This window comes from Sorangium sp. So ce295 (assembly GCF_051527405.1).
Classification (GTDB): Bacteria; Myxococcota_A; Polyangia; order Polyangiales; family Polyangiaceae; genus Sorangium; species Sorangium cellulosum_B.
Window position 1 is genome coordinate 6,831,294 of the sequence record NZ_CP150324.1, and the last position, 20,826, is coordinate 6,852,119.

At 71.9% G+C, this 20,826-nt stretch carries 15 protein-coding genes; 8 read left to right on the plus strand and 7 right to left on the minus strand.

The genetic code is table 11. The annotated features are described in order from the left end of the window. Positions 1-55: 55 nt before the first annotated feature. Positions 56-949 (minus strand): hypothetical protein, encoded by an 894-nt coding sequence (locus tag WMF11_RS25790; RefSeq protein WP_437972593.1) that lies wholly within the window; start codon positions 947-949, stop codon positions 56-58. A gap of 179 nt (positions 950-1,128) precedes the next feature. Here WMF11_RS25790 and WMF11_RS25795 point away from each other — a divergent pair, with 179 nt between their 5' ends. Both WMF11_RS25795 and WMF11_RS25800 read left to right on the plus strand, forming a co-directional pair. Continuing rightward, positions 1,129-2,559, plus strand: coding sequence for an MATE family efflux transporter (locus WMF11_RS25795; protein WP_437910938.1), 1,431 nt, complete (start codon positions 1,129-1,131; stop codon positions 2,557-2,559). Between the two features lie 91 nt (positions 2,560-2,650). After that, positions 2,651-3,244, plus strand: coding sequence for a Uma2 family endonuclease (locus WMF11_RS25800; RefSeq protein ID WP_437972594.1), 594 nt, complete (start codon positions 2,651-2,653; stop codon positions 3,242-3,244). A 225-nt stretch (positions 3,245-3,469) separates the two neighbouring features. Here WMF11_RS25800 and WMF11_RS25805 read toward each other — a convergent pair whose 3' ends face one another. Continuing rightward, positions 3,470-7,060: an SNF2-related protein gene (locus tag WMF11_RS25805; RefSeq protein WP_437972595.1), complete on the minus strand. Its 3,591-nt coding sequence runs from the start codon at positions 7,058-7,060 to the stop codon at positions 3,470-3,472. A 494-nt stretch (positions 7,061-7,554) separates the two neighbouring features. Between WMF11_RS25805 and WMF11_RS25810 the strand changes: the two genes are divergently transcribed. Then, positions 7,555-8,661 carry a serine/threonine-protein kinase gene (locus WMF11_RS25810; RefSeq protein ID WP_437972596.1) on the plus strand — a complete coding sequence of 369 codons (1,107 nt, stop codon included), beginning with the start codon at positions 7,555-7,557 and terminating at the stop codon, positions 8,659-8,661. Between the two features lie 73 nt (positions 8,662-8,734). On the opposite strand, the gene WMF11_RS25815 is transcribed toward WMF11_RS25810, so the two are convergent. The 4 genes from WMF11_RS25815 to WMF11_RS25830 all read right to left on the minus strand — a co-directional run bounded on the left by WMF11_RS25815 (position 8,735) and on the right by WMF11_RS25830 (position 14,227). Further along, entirely contained in the window at positions 8,735-9,325 is a 591-nt protein-coding gene (locus WMF11_RS25815) for a Uma2 family endonuclease (protein WP_437972597.1), read from the minus strand. A 472-nt stretch (positions 9,326-9,797) separates the two neighbouring features. Next, positions 9,798-11,498, minus strand: coding sequence for a tetratricopeptide repeat protein (locus tag WMF11_RS25820; RefSeq protein ID WP_437972598.1), 1,701 nt, complete (start codon positions 11,496-11,498; stop codon positions 9,798-9,800). Next, complete coding sequence (locus tag WMF11_RS25825; protein ID WP_437901952.1) at positions 11,485-12,834, minus strand: hypothetical protein; 1,350 nt, start codon at positions 12,832-12,834, stop codon at positions 11,485-11,487. Before WMF11_RS25825 ends, WMF11_RS25820 begins: the two co-directional genes overlap by 14 nt. A gap of 178 nt (positions 12,835-13,012) precedes the next feature. Then, entirely contained in the window at positions 13,013-14,227 is a 1,215-nt protein-coding gene (locus tag WMF11_RS25830; protein WP_437972599.1) for an NrdH-redoxin, read from the minus strand. A gap of 176 nt (positions 14,228-14,403) precedes the next feature. Between WMF11_RS25830 and WMF11_RS25835 the strand changes: the two genes are divergently transcribed. Further along, on the plus strand, positions 14,404-16,818 hold the full coding sequence (locus WMF11_RS25835; RefSeq protein ID WP_437972600.1) for a heavy metal translocating P-type ATPase: 2,415 nt from the start codon (positions 14,404-14,406) through the stop codon (positions 16,816-16,818). Here the strand turns inward: WMF11_RS25835 and WMF11_RS25840 are convergent. Next, complete coding sequence (locus WMF11_RS25840) at positions 16,719-17,399, minus strand: phosphoribosyltransferase (RefSeq protein WP_437972601.1); 681 nt, start codon at positions 17,397-17,399, stop codon at positions 16,719-16,721. The two genes, WMF11_RS25835 and WMF11_RS25840, sit on opposite strands and share 100 nt — an antisense overlap. Before the next feature lie 303 nt (positions 17,400-17,702). Here WMF11_RS25840 and WMF11_RS25845 point away from each other — a divergent pair, with 303 nt between their 5' ends. The 4 genes from WMF11_RS25845 (at position 17,703) to WMF11_RS25860 (ending at position 20,711) form a co-directional block, all read left to right on the plus strand. After that, the gene (locus WMF11_RS25845; RefSeq protein ID WP_437901956.1) at positions 17,703-18,182 is read left to right on the plus strand and encodes a DsrE family protein; all 480 of its coding nucleotides are present in this window, start codon (positions 17,703-17,705) and stop codon (positions 18,180-18,182) included. Positions 18,183-18,374: 192 nt separating this feature from the next. After that, complete coding sequence (locus WMF11_RS25850; protein WP_437972602.1) at positions 18,375-18,530, plus strand: hypothetical protein; 156 nt, start codon at positions 18,375-18,377, stop codon at positions 18,528-18,530. Positions 18,531-18,828: 298 nt separating this feature from the next. Next, positions 18,829-20,172: a multicopper oxidase domain-containing protein gene (locus tag WMF11_RS25855; RefSeq protein ID WP_437972603.1), complete on the plus strand. Its 1,344-nt coding sequence runs from the start codon at positions 18,829-18,831 to the stop codon at positions 20,170-20,172. A 221-nt stretch (positions 20,173-20,393) separates the two neighbouring features. Beyond that, positions 20,394-20,711, plus strand: a complete 318-nt coding sequence (locus WMF11_RS25860) for a hypothetical protein (protein ID WP_437901958.1) — start codon at positions 20,394-20,396, stop codon at positions 20,709-20,711. Positions 20,712-20,826: the final 115 nt, after the last annotated feature.

The following is a 20,826-nucleotide window of genomic DNA, read 5'->3' on the forward strand; positions in this document are numbered from 1 at the left end:
GCTGGCAGCGCGGGCGCCGCGGGTGCTGGTCCGGCACCGCGGCGGCCGAAGAGCGTCAGCCGACCGGCGGCTCCGCGCCGGTGACCTCGCCGTCGGCGCCCTCGTCCTCGTCGAGCGACACGTCCTCCTCGATCACCACTCCGGCGGCCGCCGTGCGCCTCACGGCCGTGAGGCCGAGCTGGATCTGCGCATTCACCGGGAAGACCTGCCGCAGCGTCGTCGCCCAGTCGTTGAACCAGTCCCGCAGGCCCTCGATCCCCTCCCGTTGCTCGCGCCAGGCCCTCGTCAGCTCGGCCGCCGGCACCCGGGGCGGCTGCGCCTGAGCCCCGGCGCCGGCCTCGAGCTTCGCCAGCAGATCGCGCACCTGCTGCACCTTCGCCTCGGTCAGCCCGCGCGCCGCGAGCGTCTTGTGGACCTTCTTCGCGTCGCCATCGCTGTTCCTGGCGAGCCCCTCGAGGCGGCGGAGGTACGTCCCGACCGACATGACCACCGTCGACCCGAGCGGCTGCGGCTCCAGGTGCTTGAAGAACGCGGTCTCGAAGCCGTCGCGCCGCTCGCGCTGCACCACGCGGCGGATGATCGCGCGCGTTCGCGGGAACCACGTGTTCTCGAAGACCTCGACCTCCCGGAGCAGCTGCATCCGCTCGGCGCCCTCGACGCCTCCGCCGCTCGCGGCCTCCGCGAAGAGGTGCTCGAGCGGGCGCTGCTCGCCCGCGGCGAGCTTGAATAGCCGCCACCCCTCGCGGTGCTCGTTCGCCGCGTAGCCCTCGCGACGCGCCCGCGCGATGAACGGCGCGGCCTGGACGTTGACGAGGAACCGGAGAGCGCGACCCAGGAGATCCTGCTCGGCGGCGGTGAGCGCCAGCGGCAGGGACGCCTCGGAAGGCTCGGACGGCCCGGGCCGCGCTCCCGGGGTCCGGGGTGCGCTCGCGGACTTCGCTTTCGGCATGTCGTTTCTCCTCGCTGGCGCTCGTCGACAGGCCTGGAGCGTTCAGCGGCGTCGGCCGATTGCAAGCTGCGCGCCAGCGGGGTGGGTGGTGGACGGTCGCCACGCGTTCCCTACGTTACGCCGCGATTGAACAGCCCACCACGAGGCCGCTCTCCACCCGCTCCCAGGCGAGGAACCTGATGCAATCGAAGTTTGGAACCGATCTGACGACAGGCAGCATCCCGAGACATATCGTGACGTTCTCGCTCCCGATGCTGATCGGGGGCTTCCTTCAGACGACCTACAGCTTCATCAACGCCATCTGGGTCGGTCAGTACCTGGGCACGGCGGCGCTGGCGGCCGTCACCGTGAGCTTCCCGATCGTCTTCACCATCTTCGGCGTCGGGATGGGGATGACCCTCGCGACGAACATCCTCGTCTCGCAGAGCTTCGGCGCCAGGCGGTTCGATGAGCTGCGGCGCGTGGTCGACGGCTCCACCGTGCTGATCTACGGCCTGGGCCTCCTGCTGACCGCCCTCGGGGAGCTCTTTACGCCCCAGATCCTCCGCGCGATGGACACGCCGGCCGACGTCTTCGCGCCGTCGGTCAGCTATCTCCGCATCTACCTGCTCTCGCTGCCGTTCAGCTTCGGCATGCTCGCGCTCCGGAGCATGCTGCAAGGCACCGGTGACTCCAGGACGCCGCTCTATTTCCTGCTCGGCTCCGTCGTGCTGACGACCGTCCTCGACCCGCTCCTCATCTTCGGGCGGCTGGGGCTGCCGGAGCTCGGCCTGAACGGGACGGCGTGGGCCACGCTCGTCTCTCAGGCCATCGCGCTCGTGGCGCTCAACCTGTACCTCCACGCCCGCAGGTCGCCGATCGCGCCGCGCTGGCCGCGCTTCGGCCAGCTCGGGCCGACGATGCGAAAGACGCTCCGAATCGGCGTGCCGGCGGCCGTCCAGCAGTCGGTGGTGGCGCTGGGCATGGTCGTCGTGACGGGGATCGTGAACGGGTTCGGGGAGATCGCGACCGCCGCGTTCGGCGCGGCCTCGCGCATCGACCAGATCGCCTTCCTGCCGGCGATCAACATGGGGATGGCGATATCGACGCTCGCCGGGCAGAACCTGGGGGCGGGGCACCACGGCCGCGTGCGCGAGATCTTCGCGTGGGGGTGCGTGTTCAGCGGCGGCATGACGCTCCTCATCTCGGCGGTGGCGGTCGCGTTCCCCGAGGCGCTCCTCAGGGTGTTCATCACCGATCCGGCCGTCATCGAGCTCGGCGTGTCGTACCTGCACACGGTCGGCGCGTGCTACGTGTTCTTCGGCCTCACCTTCGTGAGCAACGGCATCATCAACGGCGCCGGCGCGACCATGATCACGACCGCGACGACGCTGCTCAGCCTCTGGGTCGTCCGCGCCCCGCTCGCGTACTGGCTCTCGCGCGAGATGCGCAGCGTGAAGGGCGTCTGGTACGCCATCGCGGCGAGCTTCGTCGTGTCGATGATCGCCGGCACGGCCTACTACGCCTCGGGGCGATGGAAGCGGCCCCTCGTCCACAAGGCGCCTCCGGGCGACGCGGCGAGGCAGGCCGACCCCGCGCAGGCGTTTGCGAGCGAGGTCGGAGAGGCGTGAGGGCGGCGAAGCGCCTGCAGACCGGCCGCCCTGCGCGGAGGCCTGGGGCTTGCACCTTGCTTCGCCGCCCCCCTCAGGGCACGCTGGACCCATGGGCCATCCCGCCGAGAAACGTCGACGCGCGACGTACGCCGACCTCGAGGCGGCGCCGCCGAACAAGGTGGCAGAGCTCATCGGCGGCGAGCTTCACCTCTTCCCCCGGCCAGCGCCGCGGCACGCGCGCGCCGCCTCGAGCCTGGGCATCGAGCTCGGCGGTCCCTTCGATCACGGCAAGAACGGCCCGGGTGGCTGGTGGATCCTGGACGAGCCCGAGATCCACTTCCCCGATCCGGCCTCGCCAGGCGACGTGGATGTCGTCGTGCCGGACCTCGCCGGGTGGCGTCGGGAGCGCATGGCCGAGCTCCCCGACACGCCCTACTTCTCGCTCGCTCCGGACTGGATCTGCGAGGTCCTGAGCCCCTCGACCGAGCAGCACGATCGCAAGGAGAAGATGCCCATCTATGCGCGCGAGGGCGTGCGGCACGTCTGGCTGATCGCGCCCCTCCAGCGGACCCTGGAGATCTTCACGCTCGCCGCGGACCGCAGCTGGGCGCCGATCGCCATCCACCGCGACACCGCGAGCGTCCGCGCCACGCCCTTCCAGGCCATCGAGCTCGATCTCGCCGTGCTCTGGGCGACCGGATAAACTCTCTCATTTTGCAGCCCTTTTCAGCGGGGAAATTGAACAGGGAGGCGGGGAGACGGGGAGTATTTTGAAGATTTCCCTCCCCGTCTCCCCGCCTCCCTGTTCAATTTTCTCGGAAATTCCGAGGGGAATGCTTCAGCTGGGCGGACGCAGCGCCCACCTTCGGTCCACGGAGCGCGGAAGTCGGACGGCACGAGACAGAGATCCCGAGTCAGAGATCCCGAGTCAAAGAGCGCAACTCGGAGGGCGGGAGTCCGAGAGCTCGCCGTCACCGCCCTCGCCGCCGTCCGGCCCCCGGAGCTGCGCCGAGAGCAAGTCGACGAGCTCCTGCGTCGAGAGCTTGCCGGCGGTGTCCTTGCCGCCGAGCACCTGCGCCACGAGCGAGCGCTTCTCCGCGTGCAGCGACAGCATCTTCTCCTCGATCGTGCCGAGCGCCACCAGGCGATAGATGGTCACCGGTCGCCGCTGGCCCAGGCGGTGCGCCCGGTCCGAGGCCTGATCCTCGACCGCGGGGTTCCACCAGGGGTCGAGGTGGATCACGTTGGTGGCCGCCGTGAGGTTGATGCCGAACCCCCCCGCCTTCAGCGAGATCAGAAAGAGCGGCGCCGACCCCTCCTGGAACTCGCGCACCCGCTCGGCCCGGGCCTTCCGAGGCGTCGCGCCGTCGAGGTAGACGTACGCGACGCCGCGCGCCTCGAGCGCCTCGCGCACCAGCGCGAGGTGCGACGTGAACTGGCTGAACACGAGCGCGCGCTGCCCCTCCGCGCACAGCTCCTCGACGAGCCCGAGGAAGCGCGCGAGCTTGGACGAGTCGAGCGTCGAGCGCGCGTCGTAGAGGCGCGGGTGCGACGCGAGCAGCCTGAGGCGCGTGAGCGCCGCCAGCACCTCGACGCGCCGCTCCTGCTCGCGCCGGACCGCCCGGGGCGTCTCGAGGTCGGACAGCGCCGCGAGGCGCGCGTCTTCGTAGAGCTGCCACTCGGCGCCCGAGAGCACGACCGGCACGCGCACCTCGGTGCGCGCCGGCAGCTCGGCCTCCACCTGCGCCTTGGTCCGCCGGAGGAGGAACGGGGCGAGCACGCGCGCGAGCGCGGGCCCCGCGGCAGGATCGATGTGCCGCTCGATCGGCATGGCGTAGCGGTCGCGGAACGCGTCCCAGCCGCCCAGGAGGCCGGGGAAGACGAGCGCGAAGAGGCTCCAGAGCTCGCCGAGGTGGTTCTCGATCGGCGTGCCCGAGAGCGCGAACCTGAAGTCCGCCTGGAGCGCCCTCGCGGCGCGGAAGCGCTGGGTGGTCGCGTTCTTCAGGCTCTGCGCCTCGTCGAAGACGACGGTGGCGAAGCGCCGCGCCGCGAGGCGCGCGGCGTCGCGCACGAGCAGGCCGTAGCTGAGCACCAGCACGTCGCCCGGGCCGAGCCGCGCGAGCGCGCCGTCGCGATCGGCCTCGTCCGCGTAGAGCGTGAGGCGGAGGGAGGGCGCGAAGCGACGCGCCTCGTCCTGCCAGTTGAAGGCCACCGAGGTGGGCGCGACGACGAGCGCCGGCCCGCGCTCGCCGCGCTCGATCAGGACGGCGAGCGCCTGCACCGTCTTGCCGAGGCCCATGTCGTCGGCGAGCACACCCCCCCCGCCCCAGGCCGCGAGGCGCACGAGCCAGCGGTACCCGTCGAGCTGGTAAGGGCGGAGCTCGCCCGCGAGCGACGCCGGCACGGCGGGGCAGAGCTCGCCGGCGGCCACGACCCGCTCGACGAGCCCCCGGAACGCGCCGTCCGCCTCGATCGCGGCGCCGGCCCGCTCGAGCTCCCACAGCACCGCGGCGGCCGAGGGGCCCACCGAGAGGCCGTGCGGGGAGTCGTGGACATGATCGGCCAGGCGCTCGAGGTGGGCGCGCAGGGCCTCGCCCAGCTCCACGTAGGTGGTGGCCTCGACCTGCACGTAGCGCTCGTGGCGGCGCGCCGAGTCGAGCAGCCGGGCCAGCTCCACGCGCTCTCCCGCGACGCTCAGTCCGCCGAGGGCGCCGAACCACTCGCGCCGCTTCTCGAGGACGACCTTGAGCGCGCGGGGGCCCCCGTCGCCCACGACGCGCAGGGGCTCGCTGACCCACTCGAGCTCCGGGGGCGGCTCGCGCCGCGCGCAGGCCGCGAGCAGATCGAGCGCGCCCTGCGCGCCGGCGAAGCGGTAGTGGAACGGGCGATCCTCGAACGGCTCGGCCCCGGCGAGCGGGAGCTCGGCGGCGAGCGCGGCGGCGAAGTCCTGTTCCCGGCGCAGGTCGCGCACCGCGTGCAGGGCCCGGTCGCCGCGCCGCACGTGGACGTCGCGCGCGCCCGCGCCCGGCACGAGCGGCGGGGCGTCGGCGAGCGGCCGCACGCGCAGCTCGACCTCCACGGCGCCGCGGGGCTGGGCCGTGAGCCGCAGCACCGGGAGCAGCTCCGGCGGGACCGACTCGCCCATCACGCTGCGCGGCATGGCCACGGGCACGCGCAGCGCCCACCGCGAGAGCGCGGCGAGCAGCGCGCCGTGGCTCTCGGGCGGGAAGACGTCGCCCTCGCGCGCGAGCACGTCGAGCAGCGCCCGGATCTCGGCCTTGACGTCGAGCAGCGTGAGCCGCCGCGCGCCCTTGTCCCAGTCCCAGAGGAACAGCACCTCCTCGGGCCGGGCCCGACGCGCGCGATCGAGCAGCGCGGGGGGCAGCGCCGTACCCTCGACGCCGGCGCTCACCCGCACGGCGCCGTGGCGCTCCTCGGCCACGACGCCCACCGGCGCGCGCTCGATCCGCACGGCGACGTCGGGCGCCTCGTCGAGGAAGAGGCGCGGGTGGCCGATGAGCGCTTCGAGCAGCGCCCGCGAGGCGAAGGCGTTGCCCTCGGGCAGGAGGGACGCGATGCGGGCGTCCTCGGGGGAGAGCTTTCCGCCGTGCTCCAGCAGGAGGCGCTTCTTGCCGAGCCGCGCCCCGGCGCCGCGCTGCGCCTTCTTGCCCAGCCGGTGGATCCAGGGCGCGACAACGACGCCGGCCGCCTCGACGACGTCCAGCCGGAAGGAGAGCTCGACGCCGCCGCGCGCCCCCGGGCCCTCGTCGAGGGCCCTGTCGAGCGCCAGCAAGGCGCGCTCCCAGGCGGGGCGGCCGAGCTCGTCGAGCGCCTGGAAGAAGGCCTCGCTCGGGGGCTGGCGGAGCCAGAGCAGCGCGGCGTCGATGGCCGCGAGCACGTGGACGCAGCCGGCCGCGCCGCAGTCGCACTCGGCGCGGAGAGCCCCGGGCGCGAGGGTCAGCCGCGCCTCCGGCCTGACGAAGCCGGCGCCCGCGCGGTGCGCCTCGAAGGGCCGCGGGTCGTCGAGGCGAAAGCCGGGGAGCGCGGCGTCGAACCGCAGCGCGGCGGCCCGGAGCGCCCGCTCGGGGCGCGGGGCCGCCGCCTCCGGCACGCGCGCGCGCAGCTCGCAGAGCCGCTCGTGCGCCGACTGGGCTCGCGGCTCCTCGGGCGCGCGCAGGAGCGACGCGACGGCGGAGCGCGCGAGCGCGGCGTCGTCGCGCTCGTCCTCCAGGAAGCGAGCGACGAGGGGCGGCAGGACGTCGCGGAGGCGCGAGGGCGCGAGCCACGCGAGCGCGCCAGCGAGCGACTCGGAGCTCGCGAGGTCGATGAGGCGCCGCCGCGCGCCGAGGAGCTGCAGCTCGGGCCAGAGCGTGGGGTCGACGCGCGGCGCCACCGCCTCGAGGCTCAGCCGGGCCAGGTGCGCGACGCCGTGCTGCGCGAGCCAGGCGAGGAGGGCCGCGCGGGTCTCGAAGGGCGCCGCGGGGGCTGCGGGGGGAACGGCCTGGGTGTCGCCGGGCATGACGGGCGGCGTAACGTCGTCGGTGCGAGGGCCCGGTTCAAGGGGTTCCGGCGCGCTGGCCCCCGGGAGCGAGCGCGCTGTAGGGTGCGGCGCCGCGCGGCGCGGGTTCGCGTCGCTCGACGAAGGCGAGCTGCGCGAGGCGACGCACCGGCTCTGCGCCGCGCTGCGCGCCCGACCCGACATCCAGCGTGGCCGTACGACCTTGTGAGCGCGTATCCGTGATTGGCGCTCTGCTGGAGGAGCGCAGTCCAGGATTCCCAGGATCGTATGTTCGCGATACGCTCTGCGCATGCCCCGGTCCCTGGCCCCAGCGCGTCGCCCGAGAGGCACACCGGCGCGTCTGGGACACAGAGGCGGCACGGAGGTGCTCGATCGTGTTCCATCCTTCCTCGTTCGACTCACAACCTGACTCCCAGAGGAGAGACAGCGCGCGCGGCGTGGTCGCGCTCGCTGATCGACCGGCAGACTCCCGCCCAGCCTCTTCGCGCCGCTCCGTGCGGCTGCGAGGCCGCCTCATCGACGGGCGTTACCAGGTCGATCAGCTGCTCGGGCGCGGCGCGATGGGCGAGGTCTGGCGCGCGCACGACGGCGTCCGGCGCGCCGATGTCGCGCTGAAGTTCCTCACGGTGGCGCGGGGCGGGCGGAACGTCGATGCGATCGAGCGGTTCCGCCTGGAGGCGCGGGTCGCCGCGCAGCTCGGACAGAAGACCCGCGGCGTCGTCGCCGTGCTCGACGCCGGCGAGGACCTGGCGGCGGGCCCGTACATTGTGATGGAGCACGTGCGCGGCAGGTCGCTGCGTCAGCTGCTGGAGGAGCGAGGGGCGATCCCTGCCGTCGAGCTCGCGTCGCTGCTCCGCCAGCTGGGAGAGGCGCTGTCGGTGGCGCACGGCCTTGGCGTCGTGCACCGGGACATCAAGCCGTCCAACATCCTTCTTGTCGAGGGGAGCGACGGCCATCTATGCGCCAAGATCACCGACTTCGGGATCGCCAAGTGGGTCGGCCAGGATCGGCCGGCCGATTTCCGCCGCCGCACCGCGGACGGCGTGGTGCTGGGCACGCCGGCGTACCTGAGCCCGGAGCACACGTGTGACGGCCTGGGCGGCCCGCAGCTCGACATGTGGTCTCTCGCGGTCGTCGCGCACGAGGCGCTGACCGGGCGGCAGCCGTTTCCGGGCCGCAACCTGGCCGCGGTGCTCGCGGCCATCCTGGTCAGCGGGCGCCCCCCGCTGGCCACGTTGTGCCCGGGAGCGCCGCCCGCCCTGGAGGCGTGGTTCGCGCGCGCCTTCGCCATCAGCCCGTCGGAGCGGTTTCCCAGCGTCCAGGCGATGATCGCCGCCTTCGAGGCCGCGGCCGGGGTGCTGGTGCCGGTGGCGCCGCCGGCAGCGCCGCGGAGGCGGCGCTGGCGCGTCGCGGCGGCCGGGGCGGCGCTGGCGCTCGGGATCGCGCTGCCCGCGGCGCTGCTCTGGGGGCCGGCGGGGAGCGACGGCGCGCGCCGCGTGGACGAGGTGGTCCGCGACGCGGCGCGCGCCGCCACCCGGGTCGCCGACGCCGCGCAGGCGATGACGGCGCGCCTCCTGGAACGCCAGGGCACAGCGCCCTGATCGCGGGTTTCGCGCCGCGTCCGCCTCATCAGGACGCGGGCGGGGCCGTCCAGGAGCTCTGGACGGCGGCCGGCTACTTCGCCCAGAGGACCGAGAGATCGAGCTCGATCGCCTCGAAGGGCTCGACGCGGACGCGAGCGGCGTCGCGGTGGACGGCGGCGGGCCCCCACCCCCGACCCGAGGAGAGCGAGAAGACCTCCAACGTCCGCGCGAGCGGGTCGACCAGCCACACGTGCCGCACGCCCTCGCGCGCATAGATCGGCATCTTCTCGTCGCGGTCCACGTCCTCGGTCGAAGGGCTCAGCACCTCACAGACCCAATCCGGGGCGAGCGGGAAGAAAGCCGTCGTCGGCAGCTCGGGCATGCGTTCTCGACGCCAACCAGCGATGTCCGGTACGACCGCATCCACCTCGCCGGGCAGCATTGGGTCCGGGAAGTGCAGTTCGGGCTCGTCCAGGATCCACCAGCCGCCCGGCCCCCCCTTCCCCGCATCGAACGGACCGCCGAGCTCGATGCCGAGGCGAGACGACGCGCGTGCATGAGGCGGCGCCGGCCTGGGGAACACGTGCAAGGTGCCCGCGATGAGCTCTGCCACCTTGGTCGACGGAACGGCTTCGAGATCGGCGTATGTCGCGCGGCGCTGCTTGGCGGCGGGCTGGCCCATGGCGGAAGCCTGCCCGGGGACGCGCGGCGCGGCAAGGCGGCGACGAGCAGGGGGCCGGCGGCGCGCCGGCCGGGGCGCTCATCGACGCGGGGGCACGACGGCGACCGCCAGGGCCAACGGTCCACAAGCGTTGGTCGCGCGCGAGGTCGAGGCGGCCGCGCCGAGCATCTATCAATTCGACTGCGATCGATGACCAGAGGCAGCTCCGCTGCCGTGGCAGCAACGAGCAAGGGCAGCTCCGCGATCCACCTCGAGGTGAAGGCGCCCTGAGCGTTCTCGCGGACACAGGCCGCGACGCGCACTGAACGGCTAGAGCAGCGATCAGCTTGGAAACGCGAGAAATGAGACGCCAGGACGCCAGAAGACGCCAGAAGACGCCAAAAAAAAATCTTCTGGCGTCTCTTGGCGTCTTCTGGCGTCCCAACTTCTCGCTGTTTGCGTGCGACTTCAACCCGTTTGTCGCTCTAGGCAGTCATGGGGTCGTGGCGTCAGGGGGGCTGGGGAGGGCGTAGGGGTCGCGGCCGGCGTCCTGGAGGCGCTGAGAGGCTGCAGCGACGGCCGCCTGGCGGATGGCTTCGGCGTGTTGCTGGAGGTCGGCCCACGCCTCGGCGGGCAGCGTGCGCTGTGCCTCTTCAAGGAGGGCAGCGTAGCCCTGGGCGCGTTCGACCTCGCGGAGAGAGGTGCAGAGATCGCGGAGTAGAAGGGCGGTGGCGAGGAGCGCTCGGTCGTCCTTTAGGCTGGAGAAGAGCCGGAGCTGGAGCTCCAGTGTGATTCTCTGACCAAAGCGAGCGTGTATCCGCCGGCCGATGTCCAGAGAGCGCTCTGCGAGGATCAACGCCTGGTCCAGAGCGCCGACAGCCGCGGCTGCGCGTGCGAGGTAGCCGTGAGCAGCCTGCTCGCCAACTCGATTCCGGATCTCGCGATGGCGGGCGAGCACCTCCAGAAAGCGCTGAAAGGCTTCCTTGGGCTCGCCGGCCGCGAGCGCCAGGAGACCAAGGCTCTGAAGGCAGTTGGCCTCTCCGAGGCGATCGCGAATCTCGCGAAAGATGGGCAAAGCCAGGGTGTAGGAGGCGCGAGCGGCATCCAGGTCGTCGACGCGCATGTCGAGGTCGCCGAGGCTCTTCAGGCAGTTGGCCTCCCCGAGGCGATCGCGAATCTCGCGAAAGATGGGCAGAGCGAGCGTGTAGGACGCGCGAGCGGGATCGAGGTCATCGACGCGCATGTCGAGGTCGCCGAGGCTCTTCAGGCAGGTGGCCTCGCCAAGGCGATCCTGGGCCGCTCGAGAGATCTCCAGGCCATGCTCGTATGCCTTCCTCGAGCGCTCGAGATCGCCACGGAGCATCGCCACGATGCCTTCAAGGACCAAGGCAGCGGCAACTGCGCGGTGATAGCCGATACCCTCCGCCAGGCGCCTCGCCTCGCTTGAGCTAGCCAGCGCCTCGTCGAGGGCATAGTGATGAACCAGCAGCTTCTGCCCGAGATTCAGCCATGCATCGGCCAGCGCGGCCGGCGGCGGTGCCTCCGGTGAAGCCATCGCCTCGCGAAGCCGGGCTGCTGTCGCCCTCAACTCGTCCAGCTCATCGGTGGATCCCGCCGGGCGTCGCGCTTCTTCGGGCGGTGCTGCGATCCTCGCTACATCGCCCAGCGTGGCGCCCGGGAGCGCCGCCACCTCGCATGTCCCTGATCGCACGTCGAACAGATCAGGCGCAACCCGAGGCAGATCGGCGGCGCGGTCCGGCGAAAGCACCAGCACGAGCGGTCCCACGATGACGCGCGCCAACGTATCGCGCGCGACGTTGAGCGCCTGAATCGCGCGGCCTTCCGCAGCGTCGATCAACGACGCTGTATCAGGCACGACGACACCCCGGAGAGGCTGGACAGGACCCGCGGTCTCCAGAAGCTCTTCTACGGCGCGCACGCCCTGCGCTCCCTCCGGCAGGAACTGGAACGCCGGGAGCCCCTCCTGCCCGCTCCACCCTCGCATCCGCCGCAACACCTCGGCCCGCGCCGCGCCAGACGCCAGCACCACGAACAACGCGAACCGGTCCGCGCGCCGCAGTCCCCGGCGGAGCGCCCTGAGCCGCTCCTCGGACTCGTCGGTCAGGCTGGCGATGGGCTCGGCAGCCGACCCCGGCAGGTACGACCCCCCGCCCGCGGGTTCACCCGTGCTCACGGTACTTCCGGCACCGCTCCACGAGCGGGTGGACCGCGTGCCACGGGTCCGGTCCGCCGTTCTGATATTCGAGGACGAACAGGTTGAGCAGCAGGTCGCGCTTCACCCCTTCCTCGCACTGGTCCGGAAATCGATTCGTCTCTGCGATCTGGCGCAGGATCGGCACGTATCGCTCAGGCAGCGCCCGCTCGAAATCGGCCTGCAAGATGGCCGCGGCACGATCGACCGAGGCCGCGGTCACCGGGGGGTCATCGTGCTCATTGCTGGCTGCCCGCACCATGTGGAGCGCGTGCCGGATGCAGCCGCCGCTGAGGCGCGCGATTCGGTCCGCGGCCCTGTCGCCTTCCTCGAACAGACCATCGAACCGCACTCGCTTCCTGAGCAAGTCTGCCAGCGCGGACACGCCGCCCTGGTTGTCCCCACCGCCCTCCGCGGCGCGCCGGCGGACCTCGATCATCGGCACGACGACGATCTCGCCGCCGTAGAGCCCGCTCAGCCCCGCGCCGGCCGGCGCGTAACAGAGATACAGCGGAACCGTGATGACGAGGTGGGCGTCGAGGCTCTTCAGGGCGCCCATCCGCTCCCGGTAAAGCCGCTCCACCCCCTCGTGGTGTGCCTGGCTCAGCTTCTCCATGTTGTCGATGAGCACCACCAGCGGACCCGCGCCGTCGTCCGGCGCCTCCCTGGTCGCGGCGAAGGCCTTGTTCAGCCCCTCGATCAGCACGGCCGTCGTGGACCGCAGGGCGGTGCGGATGTCCTTCCGACGCTCCGCGCTGGGCAGGCGGACCTCGCCGAGGATCCGGGTGAGCGCCTCCGAGATGTCGCCGGGAAGATTGGTGATCGTCTTGCTCAGCGCCTCCTTGATCTGGTCCTTCCACAGCGGCATGAGCACCTTCACGGCCGCCGCCTTCCGCTGCTCATAAACGAGCTTCCACAGCGCGAGGAGGATGTCCTCGAGGTCGATGTCGGTCCGGTTCAGCATCACATCAGCATCGAGGAACAGGACCGTCGCGAGCGGCGCGCCGTGAGAGGCCGTCTCCAGCTGGACCTTCATTCGAAGGAGCTCTGTGGTCTTCCCGCTCCCGAGGTGACCGCTGACGAAGTGGAGGGTTGGAATCCCACCGGACCGACGGATGTTGCGGACGATCCGGCCGAGGCGATCGCTGCCGCGGATGGCCGTCAGGTTGGCGAACAGGCTGGAATCTTCCCGCGGGTCCAGCGGCGAGTAGGGGTCGCAGAGGCGGACCGCATCGTCCAGATTCTGCGCGGGCGGCGGGGTCAGCACGCGGCTGGAGACCGCGTGGCCGCGGAGGGTGGCGATCGGGGCGTTGCTCATGGCAGAGGAGCTCCGGGGCGGACGCTACCACAAGCCTGGCCGCACGGCAGCGTCACCGCCGCCCGCGTCCCCCCGCCGGGCCGGCGCGATCCAACAAAGATGGGTCGCACCCGTCTCCGGCGTGGACGCGCCTCGGCTCGTCCAGGATCCACCAGCCGCCAGGACCCCTCCCCGGCGATCATGAGGCCAGCCAGGTGGGCTTGAACAGCAGGAGCAGACCGAGCAGCACCATGATCGCTCCGCTCAGCAGCTTGAGCCATCGTCCCTCTTTCTCCTGCAGCTTGCGGCGGCTCAACGTCGCCACCGCGATACCGACCATGATCATGTCGTCCGCCATGTAAGCCAGGTTGTAGAGCCCGAGATAGGCGTAGTGCTGCCACGCGGGGAGGCGCTTCTCGGCGAGGAGCTGGGTATAGAGCGCCGGCAGGCCCGCGGTGCAGAGCAGCTCGACAACGTTGACCATGACGGCGAGGACGCCCGCGGCGGCGAGCGCGGAGGGCAGGGTCTCCGCCCTGACGACGGCCCGCATCCTCGCGTAGATCCCCGGCTTCACCGGCTCAGGGATGCTGAGCGACACGCCCCGCTTCCACGCGAAGAAGTCCTTGATGTGGACCGAACCGGCGAGCACGGCGATGGCTCCCAGCGCGATCTGCACGGCACGCGAGGCGCCGACCAGGAGGAAGAAGTTCAGCCAGGCGGCCATGAAGGCGAAATAGGCGAGACCGCTCACGAGCACGAACACGCCGGCAATCAGCAGCATCTTCGCCCGGCTCCGCAGCGTGGCGAGGAAGGAGAGGAGAAAGAGGAGCACCCACATGGCGCACGGGTTGAAGCCGTCCACGAGCCCCAGGAGGACGGTGAACGCCGGCAGGCCAAGATCGCGGACGTCCAGTCGCCCGAGGACGGGCACGTCGACGACGCCCGCGCGCGGCGCGGCGCCGTTGGCCGGGCACGGCGGCTGCTCGGGCGCGAGCGGACACGACGCGGCAGGCTCGCCGGCCGCGGTGGGCGGCGGCGGCGCGCTGTCGAGCAACGCCTCGATGCGCCGGCCCGTCGCGTCGCGCCCGGCGTACCCGACGACGAGCACCCCGCGCACATAGAAGGCGGGGACGCTCACGGCAGCGGTCGACTGCCCCTCGGCGATCGCCCTCAGCCGGTCGAGCGCCGCGCGGTCCTCGACGACATCCGCGACGATCGTACGCAGGCCGGGCCGACGGCCCTCGAGCTCGGTCAGGAAGCGCTTGGCCTCGTCGCATCGAGGGCATCCCTCACGCGCGAACAGCTCCACATCGGCGCGCGGCTCGATCGGCGCAGCTCGCGCGAAGTCGCTCCAGAGAAGCGAGAAGGCGAGCACGCACGTCACCAGCGCTCGCACGACGACGGCAGGTCGCATGCGGAGCGGCCGTCGCACGATGCATGCTCAGCGGATCACGTGAGCAGTCCACGAGCCCAGTTCACGAGCGCAGCGAGCGGCCTCGAACGTGGCTCGTGATGCATAGCGTGCGTTGACGGGGCACGGTGATTGCTGGGTCTGGCAGACACATCACAGCGATGCCGCGGGCATAGTCCATGGTGTCACAGCGCGACGCACCTGGGCCCGAGCGGCCGTCCGTGAGGAGCGGCGCGCTCGTCGTGTCGACGCTCTCCGGCTTGCTGGGCGGCGCCGCGGCGCACCTCGAAGGACGCGCGCGTCTGGGAGACATGCTCTGGGCGGCCGGCGCGCTCATCGCGCTCGCCCTGGTGGGCGCGCGCATCCTGGCCGACGTGCTGAAGAAGCGGGCCGGCGTCGACGTCATCGCGCTCCTCGCCATCGGCGGCGCGCTCTTGCTCCGGGAGTACCTGGCCGGCGCGCTGATCGGGGCGATGATGGCGACCGGCAGCGCCCTGGAGGGGTACGCGGCCGCGCGCGCGCGGCGCGAGCTCTCCGCCCTCCTCGCTCGCGCTCCCCGCGCCGCGCACCGCCGCGACGGGGCCGACGTCACGACCATCCCGATCGGCGCCGTCGCCCCCGGCGACCGCCTGCTGGTCAAGCCGGGCGAGATCGTGCCGGTCGACGGGGTCGTCGTGGGCACGCGGGCGCTCCTCGATGAATCGGCGCTGACCGGAGAGCCGCGGCCGGTCGACAAGGCGGCTGGCGACCGCGTGGGCAGCGGGACCACGAACGCCGGCGCGGCCTTCGAGCTCCGCGCCGTCGCGCGCGCGGACGAGAGCACGTACGCCGGTATCGTCCGCCTCGTGCAGCAGGCGTCCGCCTCGAAGGCCCCGCTCGCCCGCCTCGCAGATCGCCATGCCCTGGCGTTCGCCGCGCTCTCGCTCGCCATGGCCGCCGCGGCGTGGGGCCTCTCCGGCGACGCCGGCCGCGGGCTCGCCGTGCTCGTCGTCGCGACCCCCTGCCCGCTGCTCCTCGCGGTGCCCATCGCGATCGTCGGCGGCATCTCGCGCTCGGCCCGGCGCGGCATCGTGGTGAAGGGCGGCGCCGCGCTCGAGGCCCTCGCCCGGGCCGAGATCCTGCTCCTCGACAAGACAGGCACGCTCACGTTCGGCGGCCCGCGCGTGACCGGAGTGACGTGCTTCCGCTCGATCGAGGACGACACGGAGGTGCTCCGCCTGGCGGCGTCCCTCGAGCAGATCTCGTCACACCCGCTCTCCGCGGCCCTGGTGCACGCTGCCCGCGAGCGTCGCCTCGAGCTGTCCTTCCCGGAGGGCGCTCAGGAGGCGGCCGGCGCCGGCATGACGGGCCGGGTGGACGGGCGCGCCGTCCGCGTGGGGAGCGCCGAATGGGCGGCGCAGGGCGCGCCGCTCCCGGAGGACGCCCGCGCCTTCCGGCGCCGCGCGTCCCGCGCCGGTGCGATGACCGTGTTCGTGGCCGTGGACGACCGCGTCATCGGCGCGCTGACGCTCGACGACCCGATCCGCCCCGATGCGCCGCGGACCTTGCGGGCGCTGCGGCGGGTCGGCGTTCGCCGTGTCGTGATGGTGACGGGCGACCACCCCCTCGTCGCCGAGACGGTCGGCGCCACGCTCGGCGTGGATCGCGTGCTCGCCCAGCGCTCGCCGGAGGAGAAGGTCGCCGCCGTGCGCGAGGCGCGCGCCGAGGGGCTCACCGTGATGATCGGCGACGGGATCAACGACGCTCCAGCGCTCGCCGCCGCCGACGTCGGCGTCGCGATGGGCGCGCGCGGGGCCACCTCGTCCGCCGAGGCGGCCGACGTGGTGCTGGTGGTGGACAGGCTCGATCGCTTCGCCGAGGCCGTGACCATCGCGCGCCGCGCCCGCGCGATCGCTGCGCAAAGCGCGATCCTCGGCATGGGGCTGTCGCTCTTCGCGATGGGCGCGGCGGCGTTCGGCTTCCTGCCGGCCGCCGCCGGCGCGCTCCTGCAGGAGGCGATCGACGTCGCCGCGATCCTGAGCGCGCTGCGGGCGCAGAGCGGCGGGCGCGGCGCGAGGAGGCCAGCCCTCGGGGAGGCCATGAGCCGCCGGCTGGAGCTGGAGCACGACCAGCTCATCCCGATGCTCGATCGGGTTCGGGTCGTCGCCGAGCGCATCGACCACCTGGCGAGAGAGGCGGCGCGCGCAGAGCTCGACGCGCTCGACCGCTTCCTCCGCGAGCGGCTCCTCCCGCACGAGCGCGCCGACGACGCCGAGGTCTATCCAGTCATCTCCCGACTGCTCGGCGGCGAGGATCCGTTGGCGCCCATGAGCGCGACGCACCGGGAGATCTTCCGCCTGATCCGGCTGTACGAGCAGCTGCTCGGAGAGCTCGACCCGCGCGGGCCCACGGCCGCGGATGTGCAGGATTTCCAGCGGATCCTCTACGGGCTCCACGCGGTGCTTCGGCTCCATTTCGCGCAAGAGGAGGAGCTCTATGCGTCGCTGAGCGAGCGCTACCACGCAGAGGCGCCGGCGGCGCCGTGGCGCGATGCGGTCGGATCGAGCGTCTCTCCGAGGAGCCGGCAGACATCCTGCTCGGACACCGGCGAGTAATCCTCGTACCAGAGCCCGACCGAATAGACGGGATCCCGGATATAGCAGTACACGAACTCGCGTGCCCGCCCCGAGAGCTGCGCGACCGCGGCATACGATGCGACGGGGACCGCGATGACGATGCCCGCCGGGCCGCCTTGCTCGACGGCCGTCACGGCGGCGCGCATGCTCGCTCCGGTCGCCACGCCGTCGTCGACGAGGAGGAGCGTCCGATCCCGGATGTCAGGCGCCCTGTGGCAGCCGTAATAGACGCGCTCCAGGCGCTCCACCTCCCGGGTCTCCACGTCGGCGAGCCATTGCACCGTCCTGTCCGAGACCCCCAGCGCACGGCAGAGCGCTTCATCGACGACCCGAACGCCGCCGCTCGCGACGGCGCCGATCGTCATGTGATCATTGTCCGGCGCCACGATCCGGCGCGCGATCAGCACGTCCAGCGGCACCCGCAGCAGCTTCGCTATCTCGAAGCCCACCGGCACCCCGCCCCGCGGCAGCGCCAGGAGGGTCACGTCCTCCCGCCCCGCATAGGCGGTCAGCCGCGACGCGAGCTGCCGGCCGGCGTCGGCCCGATCTCGAAACGGCATGTTCCCCTCTCCATCCGGCGTCGCCGGGATCCCCGGCGGCGCTCGGTGCAGGGTGCAATTGTCTCGCCACGCATCGCGCCTAAGGCCACCGGGCCGCTCTGGTCTGGCCGCGTCTCTGGCCGCGTCCGCGCGCGATGTCTGGACGCGACGAGCGCCGCGGCACGCGGGCTGCTTATCCATCCTGCTGAGCCGCCAGACTGTACCACGAGGTGGCAGGCGTGCGATCGAGCGCGAGCTGGCCGCGACGCGAGACTCAGTGAAAAGTCCACCCGAGCTGGCGGCGCCGATCGAGAGGGAGCCGCAATGTCGAATCGAGCTGTGTATCGCGCATGGATGCTGGGGCTGGCGATCGCCTCCGCCGTCTCGGCCGGGGCCGGCTGCGCCTCGCCACCGAAGCAGCCCGCCACCGCGGAGGACGCCCGCCAGCGGACCTTGTTGTTCAACGTGACCAGCGGCCAGGAGGATGTGCACGCGGCGACCATGGCCCTCATGGCCGCGAGCAACTCGCTGGATGCCGGGTGGTCCACGATCCTGTACTTCAACGTGCACGCACCCGCGCTCGTGTCTCGAAATCTCTCGGACAGCGTCGCGCTCGCGGGCGAGCGCCCCGTGAAGGAGCTCCTGGCCGCCGCGATGGCCAAGGGAGCCAAGGTGTTCGTCTGCCCGCATTGCATGCAGGTTGCAGGGGTGAAGGCCGAGGAGCTCGTCGAGGGCGCCAAACCCGCGGCCCTGCAGGCCGTGCTCGATCAGCTGCGCGGGGACGTCATTTCCCTCTCGTATTGACCCAGGCGCGACGCCGGGGCGGCGGTCGCCGGGCGCTCAGCGCGAGAACCATCGCTCGCTCAGCTACTTCTCCGAGCCTCCGCGTGCACCGCGTCGTCGCGGCGATCGACTGAGGCACGCAGGTCAACCCCGACCCCGTTCGTCCTCTGGGCGTGGAGCGCGTGGAGCCCCCGCCCCGGCAGGATGACGCCGGTGGCCGCGCCGTCGCAGGCGTCCGGGCTGTCGGCCGAGGCGATGCTCACCGTCGACCTCTCGAACGACGGTAAGGCGTATGTCGACGGCAACCACGTGGCGGACGCTGCAGCGGTATTGCCGGGGCGCGCGAGGCCCTGGCGCGCCCGGACGTAAAGCCCGTGTCAGTGCACCTCGTGTCGGATCCGGGTCACGGGTTCGGTGCGGCCGCGACGGGTTGCGCGCTGTCGAGCCGATACGTCCCTGCCCGGAACGGTGAGGGGAGCCGATCGAGGGCATGACGCAGCCTATCACCGTCAACGTCGTGTGCTGACGCGCGTGTGATTGCAAACATCGGTATCGGGCGCGGCCTTGCGGCCTCGATGACAAGAGTCGCGTGGTAGGACATCGTGGTTGCGTCGAAGCGAACAGCCTCTATGCTTGCGCGCCAGTGTTCGACACGGGGGGTGGGGGGATGTTCACACGACGTCAGTTCTTCAAGATCGGGGCGGGGGGCACGACCCTCCTCCTCCTCGACAGGGTCGGCGGCTCCGTTCGCACGGCGTGCGCGGCGATCCCCGGCGGCACGCTCGACCCGCTGGTCGTGGACAAGTACGTGACGCCGATGCTCGTCCCGCCCGCGATGCCGCGAGCCGGCAAGATCACGCTCCACGGCGGCCGGTTCATCGACTACTACGAGATCGCCGTGCGGCAGTTCTCGCAGCAGATCCTGCCTCCTCCCCATCCGGCGACGACCGTGTGGGGATACGGGCCGAAGGTCGCCCAGGGGGAGCCCCGGATCTTCAACGCGCCGTCGCTCACGATCGAGGCTGATCACGAACGACCGATCTGGAATCCCGAGTTCTTCGGCAACATGATCATGGTGAACGGCAATACCTGGCCGTTCCTGGCGGTCAAACAGCGCCGCTACCGCTTCCGCTTCCTCAACGGCTGCCAGTCGCGTTTCTTGATCCTGGATTTCAATCGGATCCGGGGCGTGGAAGTCTGGATGATCGGAAACGAGGGCGGCTTTCTGGATTCGCCGGTGAACCTCACGGCGACCAACGGCAACCGGCTGCTCATGGCGCCGGCCGAGCGCGCGGATCTCATCGTCGACTTCGGCCGTGTCCCGAAGGGCCGCCACATCCTCGCCAACGTCGGCCCGGACGAGCCGTTCGGCGGCGGCGCGCCAGTCGTCGATTTCGCCCCGGCGGACTGGGCCTCCACCGGGCAGATCATGGCTTTCGACGTGATGCACACGCCGGGATGCGATCACAGCACACCGCCGCGCTGCCTGCTGTTGCCGCCCGCTCCGCCCCTGCCGCCCGAGGACGTGACGCGATCGCTCGTCCTGAGCGAGGTCATGTCGGAGGACTTCCCGGACGCGCCGGTGGCGGCGATGCTCGGGAGGCGCAAGGAGGACGGTGAGGTCGAGCTGCTGCCGTGGGAGGCCGATGTCACCGAGAATCCGCGGGTGGACGACACGGAGGTCTGGGAGCTCCACAACTTGACGGCCGACGCCCATCCCATCCACATCCACGAGACCGTGTTCGAGGTGGTCAATCGGCAGGCCCTGGACATCGACGCCTCGCCGGAAGGGAAGTTGCCGCAGCTCGTCGGTGCTCCACGTCCCCCGGAGCCGTGGGAGACGGGCTACAAGGACACGGTGATCGCCTATCCAGGCGAGGTGACGCGCATCCGGGCGCAGTTCGCCACCGCCGGCCAGTACGTGTGGCACTGCCACATCCTCGAGCACGAAGACAACGAGATGATGCGGCCGTACCGCATCGGCCGCGTCCAGCGGGGACAACCGACCTGAGGGGCGCGACGAGGGGCGAGGCCTTCCGCGCGCGGCCGCGGGATCGCAGAGCGTGTGCGACCGCTTCATGCCATGGCCCGCGGGCTGCATGACGGGGCGTGAACGCACGTCTGCCGTGTATCCCCGGAGGTCCTGTGACGAGCACCCGCCAGAGCCCGATCGCCGCCGAGCCGTCCGCCGCTGCGCGACAGGCCAGGCGCTCGATCGCGCCTGGAACCTCCATGCCCTGGAAGCCAGGCTTGCTCGCCTGCGCGGCCTGCGTGGGTCTCGCGGCGTGCGGCGAGACCCGCTCGACCGCCTCGCCGGAGCCGGCGCGGTTCACCGATCGGATCGCTCGGCTGGCCGCCGAGCGATGTGACGGCTGCCACGCCACGGCGCCGGGCGGATCCATGGCGGCATACCGCACCGCGAGATCGTTGGTCACGCCCGGCAAGCCCGACGAGAGCCTTTACTACACCCTGCCGGAACGCCATCCGGCCGCGTGGGGAGACGCTGCCGGGCTGGTGCGCGCGTGGATCGAGGCGGGCGCGCCGGAGTAGCCTCGACCGTGGAAGCATGGGAGGCACCGCGGGCAGCACGCGCGCGCGTCGCTCGGCTGCTCTGGATCGCCGCCTACCTGGCGCTCGCCGCGAGCGTCCTCTTGCTGCTGCTCGT

Bases quoted from the DNA above. Each gene is read 5' to 3' on its own strand.
- WMF11_RS25790 (WP_437972593.1), bottom strand. From the start codon at position 949: ATGCCGAAAGCGAAGTCCGCGAGCGCACCCCGGACCCCGGGAGCGCGG.
- WMF11_RS25795 (WP_437910938.1), top strand. From the start codon at position 1,129: ATGCAATCGAAGTTTGGAACCGATCTGACGACAGGCAGCATCCCGAGA.
- WMF11_RS25800 (WP_437972594.1), top strand. From the start codon at position 2,651: ATGGGCCATCCCGCCGAGAAACGTCGACGCGCGACGTACGCCGACCTC.
- WMF11_RS25805 (WP_437972595.1), bottom strand. From the start codon at position 7,060: ATGCCCGGCGACACCCAGGCCGTTCCCCCCGCAGCCCCCGCGGCGCCC.
- WMF11_RS25815 (WP_437972597.1), bottom strand. From the start codon at position 9,325: ATGGGCCAGCCCGCCGCCAAGCAGCGCCGCGCGACATACGCCGATCTC.
- WMF11_RS25825 (WP_437901952.1), bottom strand. From the start codon at position 12,834: ATGAGCAACGCCCCGATCGCCACCCTCCGCGGCCACGCGGTCTCCAGC.
- WMF11_RS25830 (WP_437972599.1), bottom strand. From the start codon at position 14,227: ATGCGACCTGCCGTCGTCGTGCGAGCGCTGGTGACGTGCGTGCTCGCC.
- WMF11_RS25835 (WP_437972600.1), top strand. From the start codon at position 14,404: ATGGTGTCACAGCGCGACGCACCTGGGCCCGAGCGGCCGTCCGTGAGG.
- WMF11_RS25840 (WP_437972601.1), bottom strand. From the start codon at position 17,399: ATGCCGTTTCGAGATCGGGCCGACGCCGGCCGGCAGCTCGCGTCGCGG.
- WMF11_RS25845 (WP_437901956.1), top strand. From the start codon at position 17,703: ATGTCGAATCGAGCTGTGTATCGCGCATGGATGCTGGGGCTGGCGATC.
- WMF11_RS25855 (WP_437972603.1), top strand. From the start codon at position 18,829: ATGTTCACACGACGTCAGTTCTTCAAGATCGGGGCGGGGGGCACGACC.
- WMF11_RS25860 (WP_437901958.1), top strand. From the start codon at position 20,394: ATGCCCTGGAAGCCAGGCTTGCTCGCCTGCGCGGCCTGCGTGGGTCTC.